17 protein-coding genes are annotated in these 22315 nt (G+C 72.9%); 7 read left to right on the top strand and 10 right to left on the bottom strand.

Annotation, left to right across the window (positions count from 1 at the left end):
* Positions 1-41: 41 nt before the first annotated feature.
* The gene (locus EKO23_RS22590; RefSeq protein WP_217702763.1) at positions 42-1238 is read right to left on the bottom strand and encodes a sulfite oxidase; all 1197 of its coding nucleotides are present in this window, start codon (positions 1236-1238) and stop codon (positions 42-44) included.
* A gap of 78 nt (positions 1239-1316) precedes the next feature.
* Between EKO23_RS22590 and EKO23_RS22585 the strand changes: the two genes are divergently transcribed.
* Entirely contained in the window at positions 1317-3422 is a 2106-nt protein-coding gene (locus tag EKO23_RS22585) for a molybdopterin-dependent oxidoreductase (protein WP_134720745.1), read from the top strand.
* A gap of 1 nt (position 3423) precedes the next feature.
* Here the strand turns inward: EKO23_RS22585 and EKO23_RS22580 are convergent, their stop codons facing one another.
* Positions 3424-5619: an MMPL family transporter gene (locus tag EKO23_RS22580; RefSeq protein ID WP_134720744.1), complete on the bottom strand. Its 2196-nt coding sequence runs from the start codon at positions 5617-5619 to the stop codon at positions 3424-3426.
* 143 nt (positions 5620-5762) lie between these two features.
* Here EKO23_RS22580 and EKO23_RS22575 point away from each other — a divergent pair, with 143 nt between their 5' ends.
* Both EKO23_RS22575 and EKO23_RS22570 read left to right on the top strand, forming a co-directional pair.
* Complete coding sequence (locus EKO23_RS22575; RefSeq protein WP_134720743.1) at positions 5763-6980, top strand: sensor histidine kinase; 1218 nt, start codon at positions 5763-5765, stop codon at positions 6978-6980.
* Positions 6932-7573, top strand: a complete 642-nt coding sequence (locus tag EKO23_RS22570) for a LuxR C-terminal-related transcriptional regulator (protein ID WP_134720742.1) — start codon at positions 6932-6934, stop codon at positions 7571-7573. The genes EKO23_RS22575 and EKO23_RS22570 overlap by 49 nt, the downstream gene beginning before the upstream one ends.
* An 11-nt stretch (positions 7574-7584) precedes the next feature.
* Here the strand turns inward: EKO23_RS22570 and ptsP are convergent, their stop codons facing one another.
* Complete coding sequence (gene ptsP / locus EKO23_RS22565) at positions 7585-9228, bottom strand: phosphoenolpyruvate--protein phosphotransferase (RefSeq protein WP_246051252.1); 1644 nt, start codon at positions 9226-9228, stop codon at positions 7585-7587.
* A 159-nt stretch (positions 9229-9387) separates the two neighbouring features.
* On the opposite strand from ptsP, the gene EKO23_RS22560 reads away from it, so the two are divergent.
* From EKO23_RS22560 to EKO23_RS22545, 4 genes are read left to right on the top strand one after another with little or no spacing between them, the layout of a single operon-like run.
* A complete protein-coding gene (locus EKO23_RS22560) occupies positions 9388-10155 on the top strand; it encodes a DeoR/GlpR family DNA-binding transcription regulator (RefSeq protein WP_134720740.1) in 768 nt (255 codons plus the stop codon).
* On the top strand, positions 10152-11117 hold the full coding sequence (locus tag EKO23_RS22555) for a 1-phosphofructokinase family hexose kinase (protein WP_134720739.1): 966 nt from the start codon (positions 10152-10154) through the stop codon (positions 11115-11117). Before EKO23_RS22560 ends, EKO23_RS22555 begins: the two co-directional genes overlap by 4 nt.
* A complete protein-coding gene (locus EKO23_RS22550; protein ID WP_134720738.1) occupies positions 11114-13222 on the top strand; it encodes a PTS fructose transporter subunit IIABC in 2109 nt (702 codons plus the stop codon). Before EKO23_RS22555 ends, EKO23_RS22550 begins: the two co-directional genes overlap by 4 nt.
* Positions 13223-13262: 40 nt before the next feature.
* The gene (locus EKO23_RS22545) at positions 13263-13520 is read left to right on the top strand and encodes an HPr family phosphocarrier protein (protein ID WP_134720737.1); all 258 of its coding nucleotides are present in this window, start codon (positions 13263-13265) and stop codon (positions 13518-13520) included.
* 76 nt (positions 13521-13596) lie between these two features.
* On the opposite strand, the gene EKO23_RS22540 is transcribed toward EKO23_RS22545, so the two are convergent.
* The 7 genes from EKO23_RS22540 to infB all read right to left on the bottom strand — a co-directional run.
* Positions 13597-14142 carry a GNAT family N-acetyltransferase gene (locus tag EKO23_RS22540; RefSeq protein ID WP_134720736.1) on the bottom strand — a complete coding sequence of 182 codons (546 nt, stop codon included), beginning with the start codon at positions 14140-14142 and terminating at the stop codon, positions 13597-13599.
* Between the two features lie 59 nt (positions 14143-14201).
* A complete protein-coding gene (locus EKO23_RS22535) occupies positions 14202-15185 on the bottom strand; it encodes a hypothetical protein (protein ID WP_134720735.1) in 984 nt (327 codons plus the stop codon).
* Entirely contained in the window at positions 15182-16120 is a 939-nt protein-coding gene (locus EKO23_RS22530) for a bifunctional riboflavin kinase/FAD synthetase (RefSeq protein ID WP_246051251.1), read from the bottom strand. Before EKO23_RS22530 ends, EKO23_RS22535 begins: the two co-directional genes overlap by 4 nt.
* An 84-nt stretch (positions 16121-16204) precedes the next feature.
* Positions 16205-18319 carry an MMPL family transporter gene (locus tag EKO23_RS22525; protein ID WP_134720734.1) on the bottom strand — a complete coding sequence of 705 codons (2115 nt, stop codon included), beginning with the start codon at positions 18317-18319 and terminating at the stop codon, positions 16205-16207.
* 162 nt (positions 18320-18481) lie between these two features.
* Positions 18482-19366 carry a tRNA pseudouridine(55) synthase TruB gene (truB, locus tag EKO23_RS22520; protein WP_134720733.1) on the bottom strand — a complete coding sequence of 295 codons (885 nt, stop codon included), beginning with the start codon at positions 19364-19366 and terminating at the stop codon, positions 18482-18484.
* Between the two features lies 1 nt (position 19367).
* Positions 19368-19829, bottom strand: a complete 462-nt coding sequence (rbfA, locus tag EKO23_RS22515) for a 30S ribosome-binding factor RbfA (RefSeq protein ID WP_217702762.1) — start codon at positions 19827-19829, stop codon at positions 19368-19370.
* Positions 19830-20220: 391 nt separating this feature from the next.
* Positions 20221-22315 (bottom strand): translation initiation factor IF-2 (gene infB, locus EKO23_RS22510; protein WP_134720731.1); only part of this gene is annotated, 2095 nt, incomplete at its 5' end.

The raw sequence follows: 22315 nt of genomic DNA, 5'->3' as shown, positions 1-22315 counted from the left end.
GGCACCTCGACCAGCAAGACCGGGCACCTCGGCGGGGTCGGTCAGGTGACGGTGACGGGGTGGCGGACGACGGCGTCGAAGAAGTAGCCGTTGTCGTTGTACGGCGTCACGAGGGGCTGGGTGCGCCCGGCGGCATCCGTGGCGCGGGCCAGCAGCGTGTGCGACCCCTTCGCCGGGCGCTCCCAGGTGTGGCTCCACTGGGTCCACGCGTCGCGCAGCCCCCGGCGGAAGATCTCGGCCGGCCGCCAGGTGGTGCCGCCGTCGGCGCTCACGTCGACCCGGGTGACCGGGGCCGCGCCGCTCCAGGATCGGCCGTTGAGGACGACCCGGCGGCCGGCAGGCACCGACGCGTCCCACGGCAGCTCCCAGGCCGAGCGGACCGGGTTGACGGTCAGCGGCGGGCTGTCGGCCGGGTACGCGCCGCCGGTCATGCGGTACCACTTCGTGTTCCACGGCGAGGTGAGCTCGGTGTCGGCGACCTCCAGCGACCCGAGCCACTTGATGCTGGCGATGCCGACCCACCCGGGCAGGACGAGCCGGACCGGGTAGCCGTGGTCGGGCAGCAGCGGCTCGTCGTTCATGCCCCAGGCGAGCAGGGCGTCGTCGAGCGCCTTGGCGACCGGGAACGGCCGGCGGACCGCTCCGTAGCTCACGCCGCCGGTGACGTAGTCGGGGTCGAGCCCGGCAGCCTGGATCGACACCGCGTCGGGTGCGATGCCGACCCGGCGCAGCACGTCGCGCAGCCACACACCCTCCCAGGTCACGGCACCGACCGCGCCGAGGGTCCACGCGGTGCCCGCGGCGGGCGTGCCCTGCTGGGTGGCGAAGAAGGAGCGACCGTTGCCGGTGCACTCGTGGGTGGCGGTGAGCCGGGTGAGCGGGAGCCGGCGCAGGTCGGCGTACGACAGAGTCAGCGCCTCGGACTCCGCCCGCGGCTCGACGAGGCCGGTGCCGAAGACCCGCAGCCGCCAGGTGTCGCGGTCGATGGTCGGGGTGACGGTGTGGTTCCGGACGAAGAGCCGGGGCTGCTGGGTCCGGTAGGCGTGCCGCGAGACCGAGTCCCACCGCATCTCGGCGTTGGTGCCGAAGTCGGTGAACCAGGCCGGCGGCAGCGGCTTGCGGATGGCCGGTGCGCCGGCGACCGCACGGCCGACGGTGGGCCCGACCGGCACTCCGACTGCGGCGACGGCGCCGGCGGTCACGGCCCCGGCGAGGAAGGTACGGCGGGTGGCGGGCATGCCAAGGACCATAACACTATCGATTCACTAGACAATTCTCTCCGTGATCGTGTCGCCGAAGGGTGCGAGGATGCCGGGGTGGAGAAGCGCATCGGCGTCTGCAACCTCTGCGAGGCCATCTGCGGCCTCGAGCTCACCCTCGAGGACGGCCGGGTGACCGGCGTGCGGGGCAACCCCGCGGACCCCTTGTCCCGGGGGCACATCTGTCCCAAGGGCGTCGCGATCGCCGACATCCACGCCGACCCCGACCGGCTGCGTCGCCCGGTCCGGCGCGACGGCGACACCTGGACCGAGATCGGCTGGGACGAGGCGTTCGACCTCGTCGCCGACGGCATCGCGACGGTGGTCCGCCAGCACGGCGCCAACGCGCTGGGCATCTACCTCGGCAACCCCAACGCGCACTCGCTCGGCTCGATGACGCACGGCATCGCGATGGTGAAGTCGTTCCGCACCCGCAACCGGTTCAGCGCCACCTCGGTCGACCAGCTCCCCCACCAGCTGATCGCGCACCTGATGTTCGGGCACCAGCTGTTCCTGCCGGTCCCCGACATCGACCGCACGTCGTACTTCCTGGTCTTCGGGGGCAACCCGATGGCCTCCAACGGCTCGCTGATGACCGCCCCCGACTTCCCCAACCGGCTCCGCGACCTCAAGGCCCGGGGCGGCCGGATGGTGGTCTTCGACCCGCGGCGCACCGAGACCGCCAAGGTCGCCACCGAGCACCACTTCGTCCGGCCCGGCTCGGACGCGTTCGTGCTGCTCGCGATGGTGCACGTGCTGATCGACGGCGGCCTGGCCTCCGCGCCGGCGTACTCCCGCGGCCTGGCGGCGGTCGAGGAGGCGGTGCGCCCGTTCACCCCCGAGCGCGCCGAGCGGCACAGCGGGGTCCCGGCGGAGGAGATCCGCCGCGTGACCCGGGAGTACGCCGCCGCCGACGGGGCCGTCGCGTACGGCCGGGTCGGCGTCTCGACGCACCGGTTCGGCTCGGTCAGCCAGTGGGCGCTCACCCTGCTCAACGTGCTCTCGGGCAACCTCGACCGGGTGGGCGGCGCGATGTTCACCTCCCCCGCGATCGACGTCGTCGGCACCGGCCTCATCGGCCGCGGCCACCACGACGTCTGGCGCAGCCGGGTGCGCGGGCTGCCCGAGACCGCCGGCGAGCTCCCGGTGGCGGTGCTGCGCGAGGAGATCGAGACCCCGGGCGACGGGCAGATCCGGGCGATGCTCACGGTCGCCGGCAACCCGGTGCTCTCCACCCCCGACGGCGCCCGCCTCGACACCGCGCTGGCCGGGCTCGACTTCATGGCCGCGGTCGACATCTACGTCAACGAGACCACCCGGCACGCCGACGTGATCCTCCCGCCGACCACGGCCCTCGAGCGCGACCACTACGACCTGGTGCTCCACACGCTCGCCGTCCGCAACACCGCCCGGTTCACGCCCGCGGTGCTCCCGAAGGCCGAGGACGCCCGGCACGACTGGCAGATCTACCGCGAGATCGCGCTGCGCACCGCGGCCCGGCTGCCGAAGCACGGGTCGCTCCGCAGGCGGCTGTTCCGCCGGGCCCGGCTGACCGTCAGCCCCACCGTCATCGTCGGCCTGCTGCTGCGCCGGGGGCGTAGCGGCGTGACCATGAAGCAGCTCCGGGAGCACCCGGAGGGCGTCGACCTCGGCCCGTTGCAGGCCGGCCGGCTGCCGGCCGCCCTGCACACGAAGGACAAGCAGATCGACCTCGCCCCGGGGCTGGTGCTCGACGACCTGGCCCGACTCGACGAGGTAGCCGCCCCCGAGAACGGGGAGCTGCTGCTGATCGGCCGTCGGCACAAGCAGGACTGCAACTCCTGGATGCACAACTCCGAGCGGCTCACCCGCGGCCGTCCGCGGCACCAGCTGCTCATGCACCCCGAGGACCTCGCCGAGCGCGGGCTGGCGGACGGGAGCACCGTCGCGGTCACGTCGCGGGTCGGCACGGTCGCCGTGGAGGTGGCCGCCACCGACGACATGATGCGCGGCGTGGTCAGCCTCCCCCACGGTTACGGCCACGCCCGCCCCGGCGTGCTCCTGGGGCGGGCCACCGACGTGCCCGGCGTCTCCATCAACGACCTGACCGACCCCGAGCTGCTCGACGTCAGCGGGAACGCCGCGCTGAGCGGCGTTCCCGTGACGGTCGCGGCGGCGGGCTGACTCAGGCCCGGGCCAGGTCGTACGCCGCGTCCTGCTCGACCACCTGCCCCCGGGGCGGCGTCGGCCGGCCGGGCCACCAGGCCCGCTCCCCCAGCAGCACCAGGACCGCCGGCAGCACCACCAGCCGGATCAGCGTGGCGTCGATGAGGATCGCCGCCGAGAGGCCGACGCCCATCATCTTCATCTCGAGCATGCTCAGGCTCGCGAAGATCGCGAACACCGAGACCATGACCGCGGCCGCGCTGGTCACCACGCCGGCGGTGTCGGCGACACCCTGCCGGACCGCGAGCCTCGCGGGCAGCCCGCGACCGAGGTGCTCGCGCACCCGGCTGAGCACGAACACGTGGTAGTCCATCGACAGCCCGACCAGCACCACCAGCACGAACAGCGGGATCCAGTCGATCACGAAGCCCGGGCTGGTGAAGTCGAGCGACGCGCTGAACCAGCCGTGCTGGAAGACCAGCGCCAGGATGCCGAACGCGACGCCGACCGACACCAGGTTGAGCACGGTCGAGATCACCGCGAGCACCACGCTGTGGAAGGCGACCACCATCATCACCAGGGTCAGCAGCAGCACGAACCCGATCACGAGCGGCAGCCGCTCGCGCTGGTGGTTCGCGTAGTCGAGCGAGTCGGCCGCTCCCCCGCCGACCGCCCACTCGACGACGCCGACGTCGCCGGCGTCGCCGTCGAACGCCGCCGGCGCGAGGTCGCTGCGCAGCCGCTCGACGGCGGTGTCGACGCGGCCGTCGGACTCGTCGTACGGCATGGCCAGGGTGAGCACGCTGGTGCGGCCGTCCGCGGAGACCCGGACCGGCTCCGGCCCGGCGTCGACGAACGAACCGGTGCCCAGCGCGTTGGCCTGCAGGTCGGCCAGCGCCGCCCCGACCGCCTCGCGCTCGGAGGCGGGGGCCCGGACCACGAGCTCGGCGGAGGAGCCCTCGACCGGGAACGCGTCGGTCAGCCTCTGCATGGTCTGCACCTCGGGGATCGAGGTGGGCAGGGTCTCCAGCGTGGAGGAGTGCATCTTCATCCCCAGCGCCGGCAGGCAGAGCGCGACCAGGACGAACGACGCGGCCACGAGGGACGCGAGCGGGCGCCGGACCACGGGGGCCAGGATCCGCGCGCTGAGGCCACCGCGCCCGATCCGCCGGTTGAGCCGCCACAGCAGCGGCACCCGCGGGCGGTCCGCCCAGCGCCCGAGCCGGGCCAGCAGGGCCGGGAGCACGGTGATCGAGCCGAGCACGGCGACCGCGACGACGAGGATCGCGCCGGTGGCCAGCGAGTTGAAGGTCGCGCCACCCATCACGTAGAGCCCGGCCATCGAGGCGATCACGGCGCCGCCGGAGACCAGGATCGAGTGCCCGGAGGTCTCGGCGGCGATCTGGACGGCGTCGAGGGTGCTGTGCCCGGCGGCCCGTTCCTCGCGCTCGCGCTTGAGGTAGAAGAGCGAGTAGTCGACCCCGACCGCCATGCCGATCAGCACGATCATGCTGCTGACGGTGGGCTCGGCGTGGACGAGGTGGGACAGCGGCGCGGTGAGGCCGATGGTGACGACGACGCTGGACACCGCGAGCAGCACCGGGATGCCGGCGGCGACCAGGGCGCCGAACGCAAGGAGCATGAGGACCAGCGTCACCGGGAGGCTGATCCCCTCGGCGGAGGCGAGGTCGTCCTCGACCTGCTTGTTCACGCCCTCGTCGAGGGAGAGCTCACCGGCCTGCGCGACCAGGAGATCCGGGTGCGTGGACCGCACGTGGTCGGTGACGTCGAGCAGTGGTTGTACGTCGTCGTGGTCGCGCGCCAGCTGCACGGCGACCAGCAACGCGGTGCCGTCGGCGTTCCATTGCGGCTCGGCGACGGCCGTCACGCCGTCGACGGACCGCATGTCCTCGCGGACCGCGGCGGCCGCCCCCTCGGCGTCGGCCCGGTCGACCTGCTCGCCGTCGGGGGCGGTGATGAGCACGTTCTCGGTGTCGGGCCGGTCGAGGCCGGCCTCGTGGACCATCGCGTCGGCGCGGCCGGACTCTCCCAGCCGGTAGTCGGCGTCGCGGGTCTGTTCGGTCGGCACCGCGATCGCCAGCCCGACCGCCACCGCGACCAGCGCCAGCCAGCCGAGGATGGCCCGCCACGGGTGGACGGCGCTCCAGCGTGCGGTCCGGGTGGCGAACCCGGAGACGGGGTTGTGCAGGGTCATGTCCTTGCTCCTGTCGATGACGGCGAGACTTCCTCCTCCGTCAGCCTCGTGAGCGCGCGCCGGTTCCACAGGAGTGCCAGGACCCAGTCGAGGGTGGACCCAGGTCCACTGTCAGGACACCCCGGGTGGGTCAGGATGGAGGTATGACCAGCTCGTCCGAGTCCGCCTCCGGCCTGGCGTTGCCCGCCGGCGCCGCGGCCCCCGCCGCCACGGTCGCGACTGCGCCCGGCCGGCTCCGGCTGACCGGGTACGCCGCGACCCAGGTGCTGCTCGCGGTCCCGGCGGTGCTGCTGTTCGTGTTCTCGTTCGTCGGCGGCGTTCTGGTGATCGTCTGGATCGGCATCGGGCTCCTGCTGCTGACCGTGCCGGCCACCCGCTGGACGGCCGGGCTGCACCGCCGGATGGCGGCCCGCACCCTCGGCGAGCCGGCGGTGTCGCCGTACCGGCCCGACCCGCCGGGCGGTCCGCTGGCCCGGCTGCGCGGCTGGGCGGTCGACCCGATGACGTGGCGCGACGCCGGCTGGCTGCTCTGGACCGCGACGTTCGGCTTCGTCATCTCGCTGGTCGTGGTGCTGCTGCTGATCCTGGTCGTCACCGGCGTCCTCTGGTGGTACGGCGTGGAGCCGATCATGCGGATCCGGGCCCGGATCGACCGGGTCCTGCTGGTGCCGGGCCGGACCGAGCAGCTCGAGCAGCGGGTGCAGGTGCTGACCGAGAGCCGGGCCGAGACCGTCGACCACTCCGCGGCCGAGCTGCGCCGCATCGAGCGCGACCTCCACGACGGCGCCCAGGCCCGCCTGGTGGCGCTGGGCATGAACCTCGGCATGGCCGACGAGCTGGTGGCCAGCGACCCGGAGGCGGCGCGGAGGCTGATCGCCGAGGCGCGGTCCACGACCGGTGCCGCGCTCGGCGAGCTGCGCTCGGTGGTGCGGGGCATCCACCCGCCGGTGCTGGCCGACCGCGGGCTCACCGGGGCGGTCACCGCCCTGGCACTGGACATGGCGATCCCCGTGGACGTCGATGCCCGGCTCCGGGGTCGGCCCCCGGCACCGGTCGAGTCCGCGGTCTACTTCGCGGTCGCCGAGTGCCTGGCCAACGTCGGCAGGCACTCGGGCGCCGGGCAGGCGTGGGTCCGGCTCTCCCACACCGACGGCGTGCTCACCGCCGTGATCGGCGACGACGGCCGCGGCGGGGCGGACCCCGCGGCCGGGACCGGCATGCGGGGTGTCATGCGGCGCCTGTCGGCGTTCGACGGCACGATGATGGTGTCCAGCCCCGACCGGGGCCCGACCATCGTGACGCTGGAGATCCCGTGCGCCTTGTCCTCGCCGAAGACCACGCCCTCCTCCGGGACGGCCTGATCCGGCTGCTGGAGTCGCACGGCTTCACGATCGCCGCCGCGGTCGACAACGCCCCCTCCCTGGAGCGGGCGCTGGCCGAGCCCGACGTGGAGGCCGCCGTGGTCGACGTACGCCTGCCCCCGACGTTCACGGACGAGGGGCTGCGGGCGGCGATCGCGGCCCGGGCCGCGCGCCCGGGCTTCCCGGTCATGGTGCTCTCGCAGTACGTCGAGCAGCTCTACGCCCGCGAGCTGCTCGCCAGCGGCGACGGGGCGGTCGGCTACCTGCTCAAGGACCGGGTCTCGGACGTGTCCGACTTCGTCGACGGCGTACGCCGGGTGGCCGGGGGCGGCACGGTGCTCGACCCCGAGGTGGTGGCGACACTGATGAGCCGGCGTCGCGAGCACCCGGTCGACCGGCTCTCGCCACGGGAGCGCGAGGTGCTGGCGCTGATGGCCGAGGGGCGCTCCAACGCGGCGATCGCGGCCGGCCTGCACGTCTCGGAGAAGGCGGTCGCCAAGCACACCAACAGCATCTTCACCAAGCTCGACCTGCCGATCGCCGCGGACGACAACCGGCGGGTGCTGGCGGTGCTGGCCTGGCTCGACGCCTGACCGGACGCCCCTCAGCCCTCGAGCACGTCGCGCACCGCGGCCCGGGCCGCCAGCGGGTCGGCCGCGGCCAGCGCCGCCTCCGCCGCCCGGCGGCAGGTCTCGAGCGTGGCCGCCGACAGCTTCGCACCCACCGGCCGGACCGCGGCCGACGCCATCGACAGCGACGTGATGCCCATGCCGATCAGCACCGTGGCCAGCATCGGGTCGGCGGCGGCCTCGCCGCACACCCCGACCGACTTCCCGACCCGCTGCCCGGCCCGGGCGGTCATCGAGATCAGCTGCAGCACGGCGGGCTGCCAGGCGTCGGTGAGGTGGGCGAGGTCGGTGGCCATCCGGTCGGCGGCCATCGTGTACTGGCTGAGGTCGTTGGTGCCGATCGAGAGGAAGTCGACGACCTCGAGCATCCGGTCGGCGAGCAGGGCCGCACTCGGCACCTCGATCATGATCCCGGCCTTGAGCCCGCGCTCGCGCACCCGATCTGCGAAGTCGCGGGCCTCGTCGACGGTGGCCACCATCGGCGCCATCACCCAGGTCTCGGTGCCGGTCCGCTCGGCGGCCTGCGCGATCGCGTCGAGCTGCCGGTCGAGCAGCCCCGGGTTGTCGAAGGAGAGCCGGAGCCCGCGCACGCCGAGCGCGGGGTTCTCCTCGTGCTCCTTGGTCGCGAACGCGATCGGCTTGTCGGAGCCGGCGTCGAGCGTGCGGACGACGACGTACTGGCCCTCGCCGAAGGCCTCGAGCACGGCGGCGTAGATGTCCGTCTGCTCGTCGACCGACGGCTCGTCCTGCCGGTTGAGGAAGCTGAGCTCGGTGCGGAGCAGGCCGACGCCCCCGACCGGTCCGGAGGCGGCGATCGCTGCGGACTTGCCGTCGGCGACGTTGGCCAGCAGCTTGACGGGCGTGCCGTCGGCGGTGGCGGCCGGACCGGTCCACGCGTCCAGCACCGCCCGCTCCTCGATGTCGCGGGCCACCCGGCGGGCGGCGTCGCGCTCGTCGGGGTCGACCTCGACCAGGCCGGTGGTGCCGTCGAGGAGGACGCGGGAGCCGGCCGGGATCGCCATCGCACCGCCGGCACCGACGATGCAGGGCAGACCGAGCTGGCGGGCGATGATCGCAGTGTGGCTGGTCGGTCCGCCCTTCTCGGTCACCAGGCCGAGCACGAGCCCCGGGTCGAGCACGGCGGTGTCGGAGGGCGCGAGGTCCTCGGCGACCAGCACCGAGGGCTGCTCGGGGGTGGGGACGCCGGGCTGTGGCTCGCCGACCACGTGCGCGACCACGCGGCGCTCGATGTCGCGCAGGTCGGTGGCCCGCTCGGCCATCAGCCCGCCCATGTTGGTGAACAGCCCGACGAACTGCTCGACGGCGGCCTGCACGGCCCCGACCAGGCCGGTGCCGGCGTTGAGCTCCTTGCGGACCGCCGAGCGCAGGCCCTTGTCGCGGGCCAGCCCGGCGCTCGCGGTGAGCACCTCGGTGGCCGCGCCCGAGGCCCGGGCGGCAGTGCGGGTGAACCCGGTGGCGACCGCCTCGGCGGCGTCGTCGTACGCCGCGAGCGCGGCGTCGGCGTCGGCGAAGTCACCGTTCCCGAAACGCTCGATCGCGGCCGGGTCGACCTCGCCCCGGACGATCAGCGCGGGCCCGTGGGCGAGACCGGGAACCACGGGGGTTCCCTGCACCGTGCTCGGTGCGACAGAGTTCGTGACGGAGTCTGTGGACGTGACCATGTTCACAAAATAACCCGAGACCCCCCTTGACAGTCAACACATTCGGGCATAAAACAACACGAACGCAGATTTCGCTCTCGGCCACCCGGAGGTGTCATGTACGCGGAGGAGCGCCAGCAGGCGATCGCCGAGCTGGTCGGTCGACGCGGCCGGGTGTCGGTCGTGGACCTCGCCCAACGCTTCGACGTGACCACCGAGACCGTCCGCCGCGACCTGTCCGCGCTGGAGAGACTACGACTCCTGCGGCGCGTCCACGGCGGGGCGGTCCCGGTCGACACGCTGACCATGGTCGAGACCGGGCTCAAGGACCGCGACGCGGCCAACACCGAGCAGAAGGACCGGATCGCGGCCCGCGCGGTCGACCTCCTGCCGGCCTCCGGTGCGACCGTGCTCGTCGACGCCGGCAGCACGACCGCCCGTCTGGTCGACCGGCTCCCCCGCGAGCTCGAGCTGACGGTCGTCACCCACGCGGTGCCGCTCGCCGCCCGACTGGCGTCGTACCCCCAGGTCGACCTGCACCTGCTGCCCGGCCGGGTCCGTCGCACCACGCAGGCGGCGGTCGGCATCGAGACCGTGCAGGCGCTCTCGGCGCTGCGGGTCGACATCGCCTTCATGGGCACCAACGGCATCTCGCTCGGCCACGGGCTCTCCACGCCCGACCGGGACGAGGCGGCGACCAAGCGGGCCATGGTCGAGTCCGCCCAGCAGGTCGTGGTGCTCGCCGACGCGACCAAGATCGGGCTCGAGCGCACGGTCCGGTTCGCCGAGCTCGACGAGGTGGACGTGCTGGTCACCGACGACGAGATCACGGCGGCCGACCGCAAGGCCTTCGAGTCCGCCGGACTGGAGGTGGTGGTGGCATGATCCTCACGCTGACGCCCAACCCGAGCATCGACCGCACGATCGACCTGGCCGAGCCGCTGGTCCGGGGGGCCGTGCACCGGGTCACCGCGATCCTCGACCAGGCCGGCGGCAAGGGGGTCAACATCTCCCGGGCCGCGGTCGCGGCCGGCCTGCCCACCGTGGCGGTGCTGCCCGCGGCACCCGACGACCCGTTCGTGCACGAGCTGATCGCGGCCGGGGTCCACGTCCAGCCCGAGCCGCCCACCGGCGACGTCCGGGTCAACCTGACCGTCACCGAACCCGACGGCACCACCACCAAGCTCAACACCCCCGGCGCGGTGGCCACCGCCGCGTCGCTGGCCGCTCTCGAGGCCGGCCTGCTCCAGCACGCCGACGACGCCCGCTGGGTGGTGCTCGCGGGGTCGCTGCCGCCCGGCGCCCCCGTCGACTGGTACGCCGACCTGGTGCGCGCGCTGCGACGTACCTCCACGCACATCGCGCTCGACACCAGCGAGGGGCCGCTGTCCGCCGTGGTCGCGGCTCTGCCCGACGCCGCCCCCGACCTCATGAAGCCCAACGCCGAGGAGCTCGCCTCCTTCACCGGAGGCGACACCGCCCGGCTCGAGGCCGATCCCGAGGCGGCCGCGGCAGCCGCAGCGACGCTGGTCGAGAAGGGCGTCGGCGCGGTGCTGGCCACGCTCGGCGGCAACGGCGCGGTGCTGGTCACCGCCGAGGGAGCCTGGCACGCCGCCGCTCCCCCCACGAACGTCGTCAGCACCGTCGGTGCCGGCGACTCCAGCCTGTTCGGCTACCTCCTCGGCGACGTCCGGGGCGGCTCGGCCCCCGAACGGCTGGCCTTGGGCGTCGCCTACGGCAGTGCCGCCGTCGGGCTCGCCGGGACGACCGTCCCCAACCCCTCGCAGACCCACCCGGACCTGGTCTCGGTGCGTCCGCTCGACCTCTCCCCTGGAGGTGTTGCATGACCGAGATGATCACGCGCGACCTGGTTCGCCTCGACGCTGCGCTCGGATCGGACAAGAACGAGGTGATCCGGGCCCTCGCCGACGTGGTGGCCGGCGCCGGCCGGACCGGTGACGCCGGCCTGCTGACCGACGACGCGCTGGCCCGCGAGGCCACGTCGTCGACCGGGCTGCCCGGCGGCATCGCGATCCCGCACTGCCGGACCGCCGCCGTCGACGTCCCCACCCTGGCCTTCGCGCGACTCTCACCGCCGGTCGACTTCGGGTCCAAGGACGGCCCCGCCGACCTGGCGTTCCTCATCGCTGCACCCGCGGGCGGCGACGCGACGCACCTCAAGGTACTGACCATGCTCGCCCGGGCACTGGTGAAGTCGGAGTTCACCGACGCGCTCCGGGCCGCCGACGACGCCGACGAGGTCGTGCGCCTGGTCAACGACGTGGTCGGCCCCACCGACACCGCGGCACCGGCTCCCGCCGCGGCGCCCGCGGCGGCCGCCGGCAGCGGCGCCGCAGCTCCGGAGGCCGAGCCCGCTCCGACCGCGGGCACCACGGCCACCGCCACCGCGCCCGGGGGGCGACGCAGCCTGGTCGCGGTGACCGCGTGCCCGACCGGCATCGCGCACACCTACATGGCCGCCGAGTCGCTCGAGCGGGCCGCCGCCGACGCCGGCGTCGACATCCACGTCGAGACCCAGGGGTCGGCCGGCTCCACGCCGTTGAGCCGCGACACCATCGCCGATGCCGCCGCGGTGATCTTCGCCGCCGACGTGGGCGTCCGTGACCGGGCCCGGTTCGCCGGCAAGCCGGTCGTGAACTCCGGCGTGAAGCGCGCGATCGACGACGGCCCCGGGATGGTCGCCGACGCGCTGCGGTACGCCGACGACCCCGGCGCCCCGCGCGTCGAGGGCGAGGCCGCGGCCGGTGGTGGCGAGTCCGGCGGCGCCGAGTCGTGGGGCGCCCGCGCCCGGCGGGTGCTGATGACCGGCGTCTCCTACATGATCCCGTTCGTCGCCGCCGGCGGTCTGCTGATCGCGATCGGCTTCCTGCTCGGCGGCTACGAGATCACCGGACCGGCCGCCGACATCATCAACAACAACAACCTGTTCAACCCGCCGGACGTGCAGGAGCTCGGCCTCGACCACGCGCTGTTCGACTCGGGCGAGATGGCCTACCTCGGCGCACTGTTCTTCGCGCTCGGCGCCACCGCGTTCAAGTTCCTGGTCCCGGCGCTGGCCGGCTACATCGCCTACGCCATCGCCGACCGTCCGGGCATCGCACCGGGCTTCGTGATGGGCGCGCTGGCCATCGACCTCGGTGGCTTCGGCACCCCGCAGAGCGGTTTCCTCGGCGGCATCGTCGGCGGTGTCCTGGCCGGCGTCGTGGCCCACTGGATCGCCACGCGCAAGGTGGCTCCCTGGGCCCGCGGCCTGATGCCGGTGCTCGTGATCCCGCTGTTCACCACGATGATCTGCGGGTTCATCATGATCGCGGTGCTGTCCAAGCCGCTCGGCGACCTCATGGAGAGCCTCCAGGACGGCCTGACCAAGATGAGCGAGGACCCGGGCCTCGCGGTCCTGCTGGGCGTGGTCCTGGGCCTGATGATGGCCTTCGACATGGGCGGCCCGCTCAACAAGGTCGCCTATGCCTTCGCCACCGCGGGACTCAGCACGGCTGCGGCCGCCGCGGACGACGCGCCGGAGCTCAAGGTGATGGCCGCGGTGATGCTCGCGGGCATGGTCCCGCCCCTGGCGCTGGCCCTGGCCACCGTGCTCCGCCCGCACCTGTTCAACGCGCCGGAACGCGAGAACGGCAAGGCCGCGTGGGCGCTGGGCGCCTCGTTCATCACCGAGGGGGCGATCCCGTTCGCGGCCGCCGACCCGATCCGGGTCATCCCCTCGATCATGGCCGGCTCCGCGGTCACCGGGGCGTTGTCCATGGCGATGGACGTGGGCCTGCGGGCACCGCACGGCGGCATCTTCGTGCTGTTCGCCGTGCACAACATCCTGGGCTTCTTCATCGCCCTGATCGCCGGGGTCCTCGTGGCCGCGTTCCTGGTGATCCTGCTCAAGTCGATCGGCCCCAGCGACGAGGACGTCGTCACCGTCTGAGGCCGGGTCAACCGCCCCACCACCCACCCGAAGGAGAGACATGCCCACCAGGACCGTCGTCGTCGGCTCGGCCGTCGGACTGCACGCTCGACCTGCTGCGATCATCTCGGAGGCCGCCGGCGAGCTCGGCTCGGAGGTCACCATCGCCCTGCCCGGCGAGGAAGGCGTGGACGCCAGCTCGGCGCTGCTCATCATGACGCTGGGTGCCGGCAACGGCGCAGAAGTCGAGGTGTCCGGCGACGACCAGGCAGCCGTGGACAAGATCGCGGGCCTCGTCGAGCAGGACCTCGACGCCTGACCGACCGGGCCACCGGTCCGGACCCCGGCGTCGCGCGCGAGGCGCGACGCCGGGGTCCGGCCGTCCCGGGGTCAGGTCAGGCTGCGGTCCGGTCGGAGGACACCAACGCCCAGACCTCGACGTCGTCGGCCCGGCCGCGGTGCACGAACGACTCGCGGTGCACACCCTCGAGGCGCATGCCCAGTCGCCTGGCCACGGCGGAGCTCGCGGCGTTCGTGGTCGAGCAGTGCCACTCGACCCGGTTGATGCCGCGCTCGTCCATCGCCCAGTCGATCATCGCGCGCACCGCCTCGGTGACCAGCCCGCGTCCGCGCGCCTCCGCGCTCAGCCACACCCCCACCTCGCACATCGACGCGGCGGTGCTGAAGACCCGGAACAGGGTGCCGCCCACCAGCCGGCCGTCGTCGGCGTACAGGCCGTAGAGGCGCCGCTCGTCGCGGGCCAGCCCGTCGGCGTACCGCTGGAGGAACTCCCGTGCGGAGTCCTCGTCGACGACGGTCTCCGCCCACGGGAGGAACTCGACCAGCTCGTCGCGGTGCTCGGCGGTGTACGTCGCGAACGCCGCCGCCTGCCACGGCTCCAGCGTCCGCATCACGGCACCGGTCAGCTGCCTGCTCAGCATCCTTGGCCCCTTTCTGGACCTCGGTCCGCGGGACGGGCCCCGCGGCGGTCGGGGCGCGCTCAGCCGGCGCGCTTGAGCATCCGGTACGCCGCGCGGGCGCTGACCGCCCGCTCCAGCTCCCGGACGATGGTGGTGAAGAACTGCTTGCGGTAGAGCTCGTCGGTCACCGCGTAGACGGTGAAGTAGAGCCCGGAGAACGCGGCGAGGAAGACCGAGACCTGCACCAGCTCGCGACTCAGCCGGGCGCTGCCGCCGAGGACCGCCTGCGGCGGGTGGCCGAGCCAGGACTCGATGACGGTCGGGTCCATCGCGAGCACGCCGAACACGACGAAGAACCCGAACACCGACACCGAGAGCAGCAGCACCTGCACCGCCTGGGCGATCAGCAGCACCAGCACGAGGTTGGCCTTCTGGAGCCCGCCAAGCCGGGTGTCGACCTCGGTGTCCCCGCGGTCGGCGTACGTCGTCGCGGCGTCCTCGAGCGGCGTCCCGCGCACCCCCGCGACCACCCGCTCCGGATCGAGGTCCTTGTCGAAGACCTCCATCTCCTCGGGGAGCCGGACCAGCAGGAAGCCGATCGCGACCGTGCTGAACAGCAGCACGGTCAGCCACATCACCGATCCGTCGAGCTCGGCGGAGACCTGCCACACCTCGGTGTTGATGAACAGGAAGGTGACGAAGAGCAGCAGCAGCGGCAGTGCCCGGGTCACCAGCGGGAACAACAGGCCCAGGCTGCCGAAGGTCCGCCTGAGCGCCCAGCGCGCGATCGCCCCGGCCCGGAGCGTGGTGAGCGCGTAGAGCACCAGCACCGCGATCAGGACCTGGCTGCCGACGGTGAGGGCGATGCTGACGTCGCCGGCCAGGACACCGACCACGGCGCCGACCGCAGCACCCACGAGCAGGCCCGTCAGCAGGACGGCCGCGAGCCGGCTCCGGCGCAGCCCGGCGTGGACGTGGGCGCGCACGTCGTCGACGAAGTACGGCAGGCCGTGCGCGACGAACCACCGCTCGGCGGCCGCCACCTCCGCGGAGGGTGCGTTCATGCCAGCAGCGCCCGGGCCCGGGAGACGTCGTCGTGCATCGTCGCCACCAGGGCGTCGACACCGTCGAAACGCACCATGCTGCGCAGCCGCTCGACGAAGGAGACCTCGACCTCCACGCCGTACAGCTCGAGGTCGGTGCGGTCGAGGACGTAGGACTCGACCCGGCGCTCGCGCTCGCCGCTGAAGGTCGGGTTGGTGCCGACGGAGATCGCCGCCGGGAAGGTCTCGCCGGTGTCGCAGCGCCGCAGCCGGCCGGCGTACACGCCGTCGGCGGGGGTCGCCGCACCGCGGGCCGCGGGCACGTTGGCGGTCGGGAAGCCGAGGTCGCGGCCGCGCCGGTCGCCCTCGACGACCACGCCGCGCACGGAGAACGGGCGACCCAGCGCCTCGGCGGCGCCGGAGACGTCTCCGGCCGCGAGGCAGGTCCGGACGTACGTCGAGGACCAGACCTGCGGGCCGCCGTCGAGCGCGAGCCCGTCGACCACGAAGTCGAGCCGCTCCCCCGCCTCGCGCAGCGTGGACACCTCACCAGCGGCCTTGTTGCCGAACCGGAAGTTGGCGCCGACCACGACCGCCCGGGCGTGCAGCGCGTCGACCAGCACCCACTGGATGAACTCCTCCGGCGTCCAGCCGGCCATCGCCTTGTCGAAGGGCAGCACCAGCACGGCGTCGGCGCCGGCCCGGCCGAGCAGCTCGGACCGGACGTCGACGCCGGTCAGCATCGACGGGGCGTGCTCGGGACGCAGCACCGCCATCGGGTGCGGGTCGAAGGTGACCGCCACGACGGTGCCGTCGGATCCGGCGACCTCGCGCGAGCGGCGTACGACGTGCTGGTGGCCGCGGTGCACGCCGTCGAAGTTGCCGATGGTCACGACGGTGCGGTCCAGGTCGGAGGGGACCTCGTCCACCGATCGCCAGATCTGCGGGTCAGTCACGGCGGACAGCCTCCCACATCGCCCGGGACGCCGGTGGCCCCGCCTCACGTGGAGACGGGGCCACTGGCACGGCGCGCCGGACGGTCAGCGGATGTGCTCCGGCACCCAGGTGTCCTCGGTCGGCTCCGCGTCCGCGGCGACGACGTTCTCACCGCGATCGAGGGAGCTCGGCCACCAGATCTTCGAGCCGAGGTCGAGGTTGAGCGCGGTGACCAGCACCGAGCGCACGATCATCGTGTCGAGGATGACGCCGAGGGCCACGGCCACCCCGAGCTCGACCAGGAACACCACCGGGATGGTGGCGAGCACGAGGAACGTCGCCGCGAGCACCAGGCCGGCCGAGGTGATCACACCACCGGTCGAGGTCAGCGCCACCAGCGACCCTGCTCTGGTCCCCCGGTGCAGCGTCTCCTCCCGGACCCGGGTCATCAGGAAGATGTTGTAGTCGATGCCCAGGGCGACCAGGAACACGAACGCGAACAACGGGAACGAGGGATCGGACCCGGCGAAGTCGAAGACGTACTTGAACAGCATCGCGGAGATGCCCAGCGCGGCTCCGAACGACAGCACGACCGTCCCGAGCAGCAGCAGCGGAGCGGTGAGGGCCCGCAGCAGCACGGTCAGGATGAGGAACACCATCAGCAGGATGATCGGGATGATCACCAGGTTGTCCCGGTTGGCCGCGATCTTGGTGTCGAGGTAGACCGCCGACCAGCCGCCGACCAGGGCGTCCGCCCCGTCGACCTGGTGCACGGCATCCCGGACGTTCTCGATGACGTCGAAGGTGGCCTGCGACGCCGCGTCGCCCTGGATCGGCACCTCGATGAAGGTGACCCCGCCGGCGGACTGGGGCTCGCGCGGGGTACCGAGACCTTCGATCCCCTCCATCGCGGCGAGGACCTCGTCGGCCTGGTCCTCGTTGGCCACCACCTGGACCGTGTTGGACTCGTCGACCAGCCCGTGCTCGGCGAGCACCTTCTGGCCGACGATCGAGTCGAACTCCTTGGTGTAGCTGTCCTCGGTGGACAGGCCCGAGGCCTCCAGCGTGAACAGGCCGAGGCAGCAGACCAGCAGCGCCGCGGTGGTGCCGATCCAGACCGCCCGCGGACGGATCGAGATGCGGTTGCCGATCTTGGCCCAGATGCCGCTCTTGGTCGGCTCCTCCGAGCGGAACAGCGGGCGCTTGGGCCAGAAGAACCACCGTCCGAAGATCACCAGCAACGCCGGCAACAGCGTGATCATCACGAGCAGCGTGACCGCGATGCCGATCGCGGCCACCGGGCCGAGGCCGGCGGTGGAGTTCATCTCCGCGAACAGCAGGCAGAGCATGCCCAGCATCACGGTCACGGCGCTGGCCACGATGGCGGGAGCGGCCCGGTGCAGCGCGAAGGCCATCGCCTCGTGCCGGTCCTCGTGCCGCCGGAGCTCCTCGCGGTAGCGGGCCACCAGCAGCAACGCGTAGTCGGTGCCGGCGCCGATCACCAGGATCGTGAGGATCGCCTGGCTCTGGCCGTTCACGGTCAGGTCGGCGTACTTCGCGAGGAAGTAGATCAGGGCCTCGGCGCAGAACAGCGCGATGCCGGCCGAGAAGATCGGCAGGATCCAGAGCACCGGGCTGCGGTAGGTGAACAGCAGGATCAGGATGACCACGCCGAGCGTCGAGATCAGCAGCATCCCGTCGATGCCCGCGAAGGCCTCGGCCGCGTCGGCCGCCTGGCCGCCGGCACCGGCGATGTGGACGTTGAGCCCGTCGCCCTCGGGGGCGATCTGCCGCAGCTCGTCGGCCACGTCGGGCATGGCGTTCCAGCCGTCGGCCCCGAAGTTGAAGTTGACCAGCGTGGACATGGCCTCGCCGTCCTCGGACGGGAAGGGTCCGAGCACCTCGCCCTCGACGCCGTCCATCTCCTGGAACTCCGCCACGTCGGCCTTCGCGGCGGCCATGTCCTCCGGCGTGAGCCCACCGGGCCGTTCGTAGACCACCAGCGTGGGGATCAGGTTGGGGTCCTGGAACGGCTCGAGCTTCTCCAGGGCCTTGGTGGACTCCGCGCTGGCCGGCAGCCAGGACGAGGCCTCGTTGTTCTGCACGTCGGTCAGCTTCTGCGCGAACCCCGCGGCGCCCACGGCCAGGAGGAGCCAGAACGCGAGAACGACCCACTTGGTGACCGGTCCGGTCAGCCTTCCGGCGATCTGTCGATGCATGTGAAAAGCCTCCCAACGCGCGCCCCCGAGGCGCATCAGATTTTTCCCTGAGACGACCCTGAAAGGATCCTGTCGAGGGGATCGACCCAGCATCCTCCGCGGATTCATCGCCGAGGTCACCGGTCCAGACCGATCCGGCGGCGCGCTGCGCGGAAGGCGGGATCAGCCGGTGAAGACGGCGACCGGCTTCGCCCGGCCGGGCTCGGCGGCCGGCTCGTAGAGCGCCAGGAACTCGCCGTCGGGGGCGAAGACCGCGGTCGTGGCGGCCACCTCGAGGTCGAGCGGACGGCCGTGGCGGACGGCCTGCGCCCGCTCCACGTCGAGGTCGTAGGCCGGGAAGGTGCGGCGGGCGGCCTCCGCGATGGGCAGCACCTCGAAGTCGTCGGCCAGCTGGTCGAGGGTGTGCGCGGACGTGAGGTCGAAGCGGCCCACCGCGGTGCGCCGGAGCGCGGTCAGGTGCCCGCCGACGCCGAGCGCGGCCCCGAGGTCCCGGGCGATGGCGCGGACGTAGGTGCCGCTGGAGCAGCGCAGCGACAGGTCGAGATCGACGACGCCCTCCCCGCCCCGCAGCGGGCCGGGCACGAGCTCGTGCACGGTGACCGGCCGCGCGGGGAGGTCGACGTCCTCCCCGGCCCGCACCCGGGCGTAGGCGCGCTTCCCGTCGACCTTGATCGCCGAGACCGCGGTCGGCACCTGCTCGATGTCGCCGACGAACGCGCGCAGCGCCTCGTGGACCTCGGCCTCGGTGAGGCGGGTGGCGTCGGCGGTCGCGGTGGTCTCGCCCTCCGCGTCGTCGGTGGTGGTCGCGATCCCGAGCCGCACGGTCGCGTCGTACGCCTTCTCCGTGAGCATCAGGTGGCCGAGCAGCCGGGTGGCCCGGCCGACCCCGAGCACCAGCACGCCGGTGGCCATCGGGTCGAGCGTGCCGGCGTGCCCGACCTTGCGGGTGCCGGCCAGCCGGCGCACCCGGGCCACGACGTCGTGCGAGGTCATCCCGCCGGGCTTGTCGACGACGACCAGCCCGGTCGGGGTGCTGCGGTCGGCCACCTCAGGCGTCGGCGTCGAGGTCGTCCTCGACGGGCTCCTCGCGCGGCTTGCGGTACGGGTCGGACTCGCCGGCGTACGTCGCCCCCTCGCGGGTGGCCGCCACGGCCTCGTCGCTGGCCCTGGCCTTGGCCAGCACCTCGTCGAGATGCCGGGCGTTCTCGGGGATCGCGTCGTGCACGAAGTCGATGGTCGGCACGTGCCGCATCCCGAGCTGCTTGCCGACCTCGGAGCGGATCAGCCCCTTGGCCGACTCGAGCGCCGCCGCCGTCCCGGCCATCGCGTCCTGCTCGCCGAAGACCGTGTAGAACACCGTCGCCTGCTGCGTGTCCCCGGAGACCCGGACGTCGGTCACGGTGACGAACCCCAGCCGCGGATCCTTGATCCGTCGCTCCAGCATCTCCGCCACGATCACCTGGATCCGGTCCGCAATCCTCCGCACCCGCGGGTTGCCGCTCATGTTCATCCTCCTGAGGGTGTGGGCGAGATCCCTCGCCAGACTAGTTGCTGTGTCTTGGCGGCCCGTCGGCCGGCCACCCGGACGACCTCCGACCGACCGCCCGCCGCCCGCCGCCCGGCAGCGGACCCGAGGGCGCACCCCCGGCGCCCGACCCTGTGCGGCGCCCGGACCGGAGGGCCGGGTCCGAGGAGCGTGGATGGGCCTGGCCTCCGTGAGCGAGGGACGAGCGAACGGGTGGTTGCGACGAGGGCGCGGACCCGGTGGTCCGGGCGCCGCACCCACGACGGGCGCCGCACCAGCGCCCGGATCGCAGCGCCCGCAGGCCCGGGGGCGGAGCCCCGGAGGGACACGCCACGGCCGGGCGCCCCCTGAGGGACACCCGGCCGCAGCAGACGGATCAGCTCCGCGGGATCTCGCGCATCTCGAACGACTCCACGACATCGCCTTCCTTGATGTCCTGGTAGTTCTTCAGCACCAGACCGCACTCGAAGCCCTCGCGGACCTCGGACGCGTCGTCCTTCTCCCGCTTCAGCGAGGCCAGGTCGAGGTTGTCGGCCACGACCGCGCCGTCCCGGATCAGGCGGGCCTTCGCATTGCGCCGGATCACACCGCTGGTGACCATGCAGCCGGCGATGTTGCCGATCTTCGAGGAGCGGAAGATCGCACGGATCTCCGCCTGGCCGAGGACGGCCTCCTCGTACTCCGGCTTGAGCATGCCCTTGAGCGCTGCCTCGATCTCCTCGATCGCCTGGTAGATGACCGAGTAGTAGCGGATCTCGACGCCTTCCTTGTCGGCCATCTCGGTCGCCTTGCCCTGCGGGCGGACGTTGAAGCCGATGATGATCGCGTCGGAGGCGGCGGCCAGGTCGACGTTGGTCTCGGTGATCGCACCGACACCGCGGTCGATGACCCGGATGCCGACCTCGTCGCCGACGTCGATCTTGGACAGGGCGTCCTCGAGCGCCTCGACCGAACCGGACACGTCGCCCTTGAGGATGAGGTTGAGCTCCTGGCTCTCGCCCTTCTCCATGGAGGCCATGAAGTCCTCGAGGGTACGGCGGACCCGGCGCTTGGCCTGCATGGCCGCACGCTCACGCGCCTCGCGCTTCTCGGCGATCTGGCGCGCCATCCGGTCGTCGTCGACCACGATGAAGTTCTGGCCGGCGCCGGGGACGGCGGACAGGCCGAGCACCATCGCGGGGCGGGACGGGTCGGCGACCTCGAGCTCGTTGCCGTACTCGTCGAGCATCGCCCGGACCCGGCCGTGGGCCGGACCGGCGACGATCGAGTCGCCGACGCGGAGCGTGCCGCGCTGCACCAGGACGGTCGCCACCGGGCCACGGCCGCGGTCGAGGTGCGCCTCGACCACGAGGCCCTGGGCGTCCTGGTTCGGGTTGGCCCGGAGGTCGAGCGACGCGTCGGCGGTGAGCACGACGGCCTCGAGCAGCTTGTCGAGGTTGAGCTCGGACTTCGCGGAGACGTCGACGAACATCGCGTCGCCGCCGTACTCCTCGGGGACCAGGCCGTACTCGGTCAGCTGGCCACGGACCTTGGTCGGGTCCGCCTCCGGCTTGTCGATCTTGTTGACCGCGACCACGATCGGCACGTCGGCCGCCTTGGCGTGGTTGAGCGCCTCGACGGTCTGCGGCATCACGCCGTCGTCCGCCGCCACCACGAGGATCGCGATGTCGGTGGCCTGGGCACCACGGGCACGCATGGCGGTGAACGCCTCGTGACCCGGGGTGTCGATGAACGTGATGCGACGCTCCTGCTCGTCGACCTCGGTCGCGACCTGGTAGGCACCGATGTGCTGGGTGATGCCGCCGGCCTCCTTGTCGACGACGTTGGCGTTGCGCAGCGCGTCGAGGAGCTTGGTCTTTCCGTGGTCGACGTGACCCATGACGGTCACGACCGGCGGACGCACGACGAGGTCGGACTCGTCGCCCTCGTCCTCGCCGAACTCCAGGTCGAACGACTCGAGCAGCTCGCGGTCCTCGTCCTCCGGGGACACGACCTGCACGACGTAGTTGAGCTCCTCACCGAGCAGCTCGAGGGTCTCGTCGTTGACCGACTCGGTCGCAGTGACCATCTCGCCGAGCGAGAACAGCATCTGCACCAGCGACGCGGCGTCGACGCCGATCTTCTCGGCGAAGTCGGTCAGGGACGCGCCGCGCGCCAGGCGGACGGTCTCGCCGTCGCCCTTGCGGACGCGCACGCCGCCGATGGTCGGGGCCTGCATGGCCTCGAACTCCTGACGACGCGCCCGCTTGGACTTGCGACCGCGGCGCGACGGGCCACCGGGGCGACCGAAGGCACCCTGGGTCTGGCCACGACCGCCGGGGCGACCACCGCCGCCGGGTCGACCGCCTCCGCCGGGGCCGAAGCCACCGGGACCGCCACGACCGGGAGCACCGGCGCCGGCGCCGGCACCGGCACCGCCCCGGCCCGGGGCACCGCCCCGGCCGGGAGCACCGCCGCGGCCGCCCGGACCA

Source organism: Nocardioides guangzhouensis, assembly GCF_004519545.1.
Lineage (GTDB): Bacteria > Actinomycetota > Actinomycetes > Propionibacteriales > Nocardioidaceae > Nocardioides > Nocardioides guangzhouensis.
The sequence above is the reverse complement of the archived record's forward strand: the minus strand, read 5'-3'. Positions and strand labels throughout refer to the sequence as shown.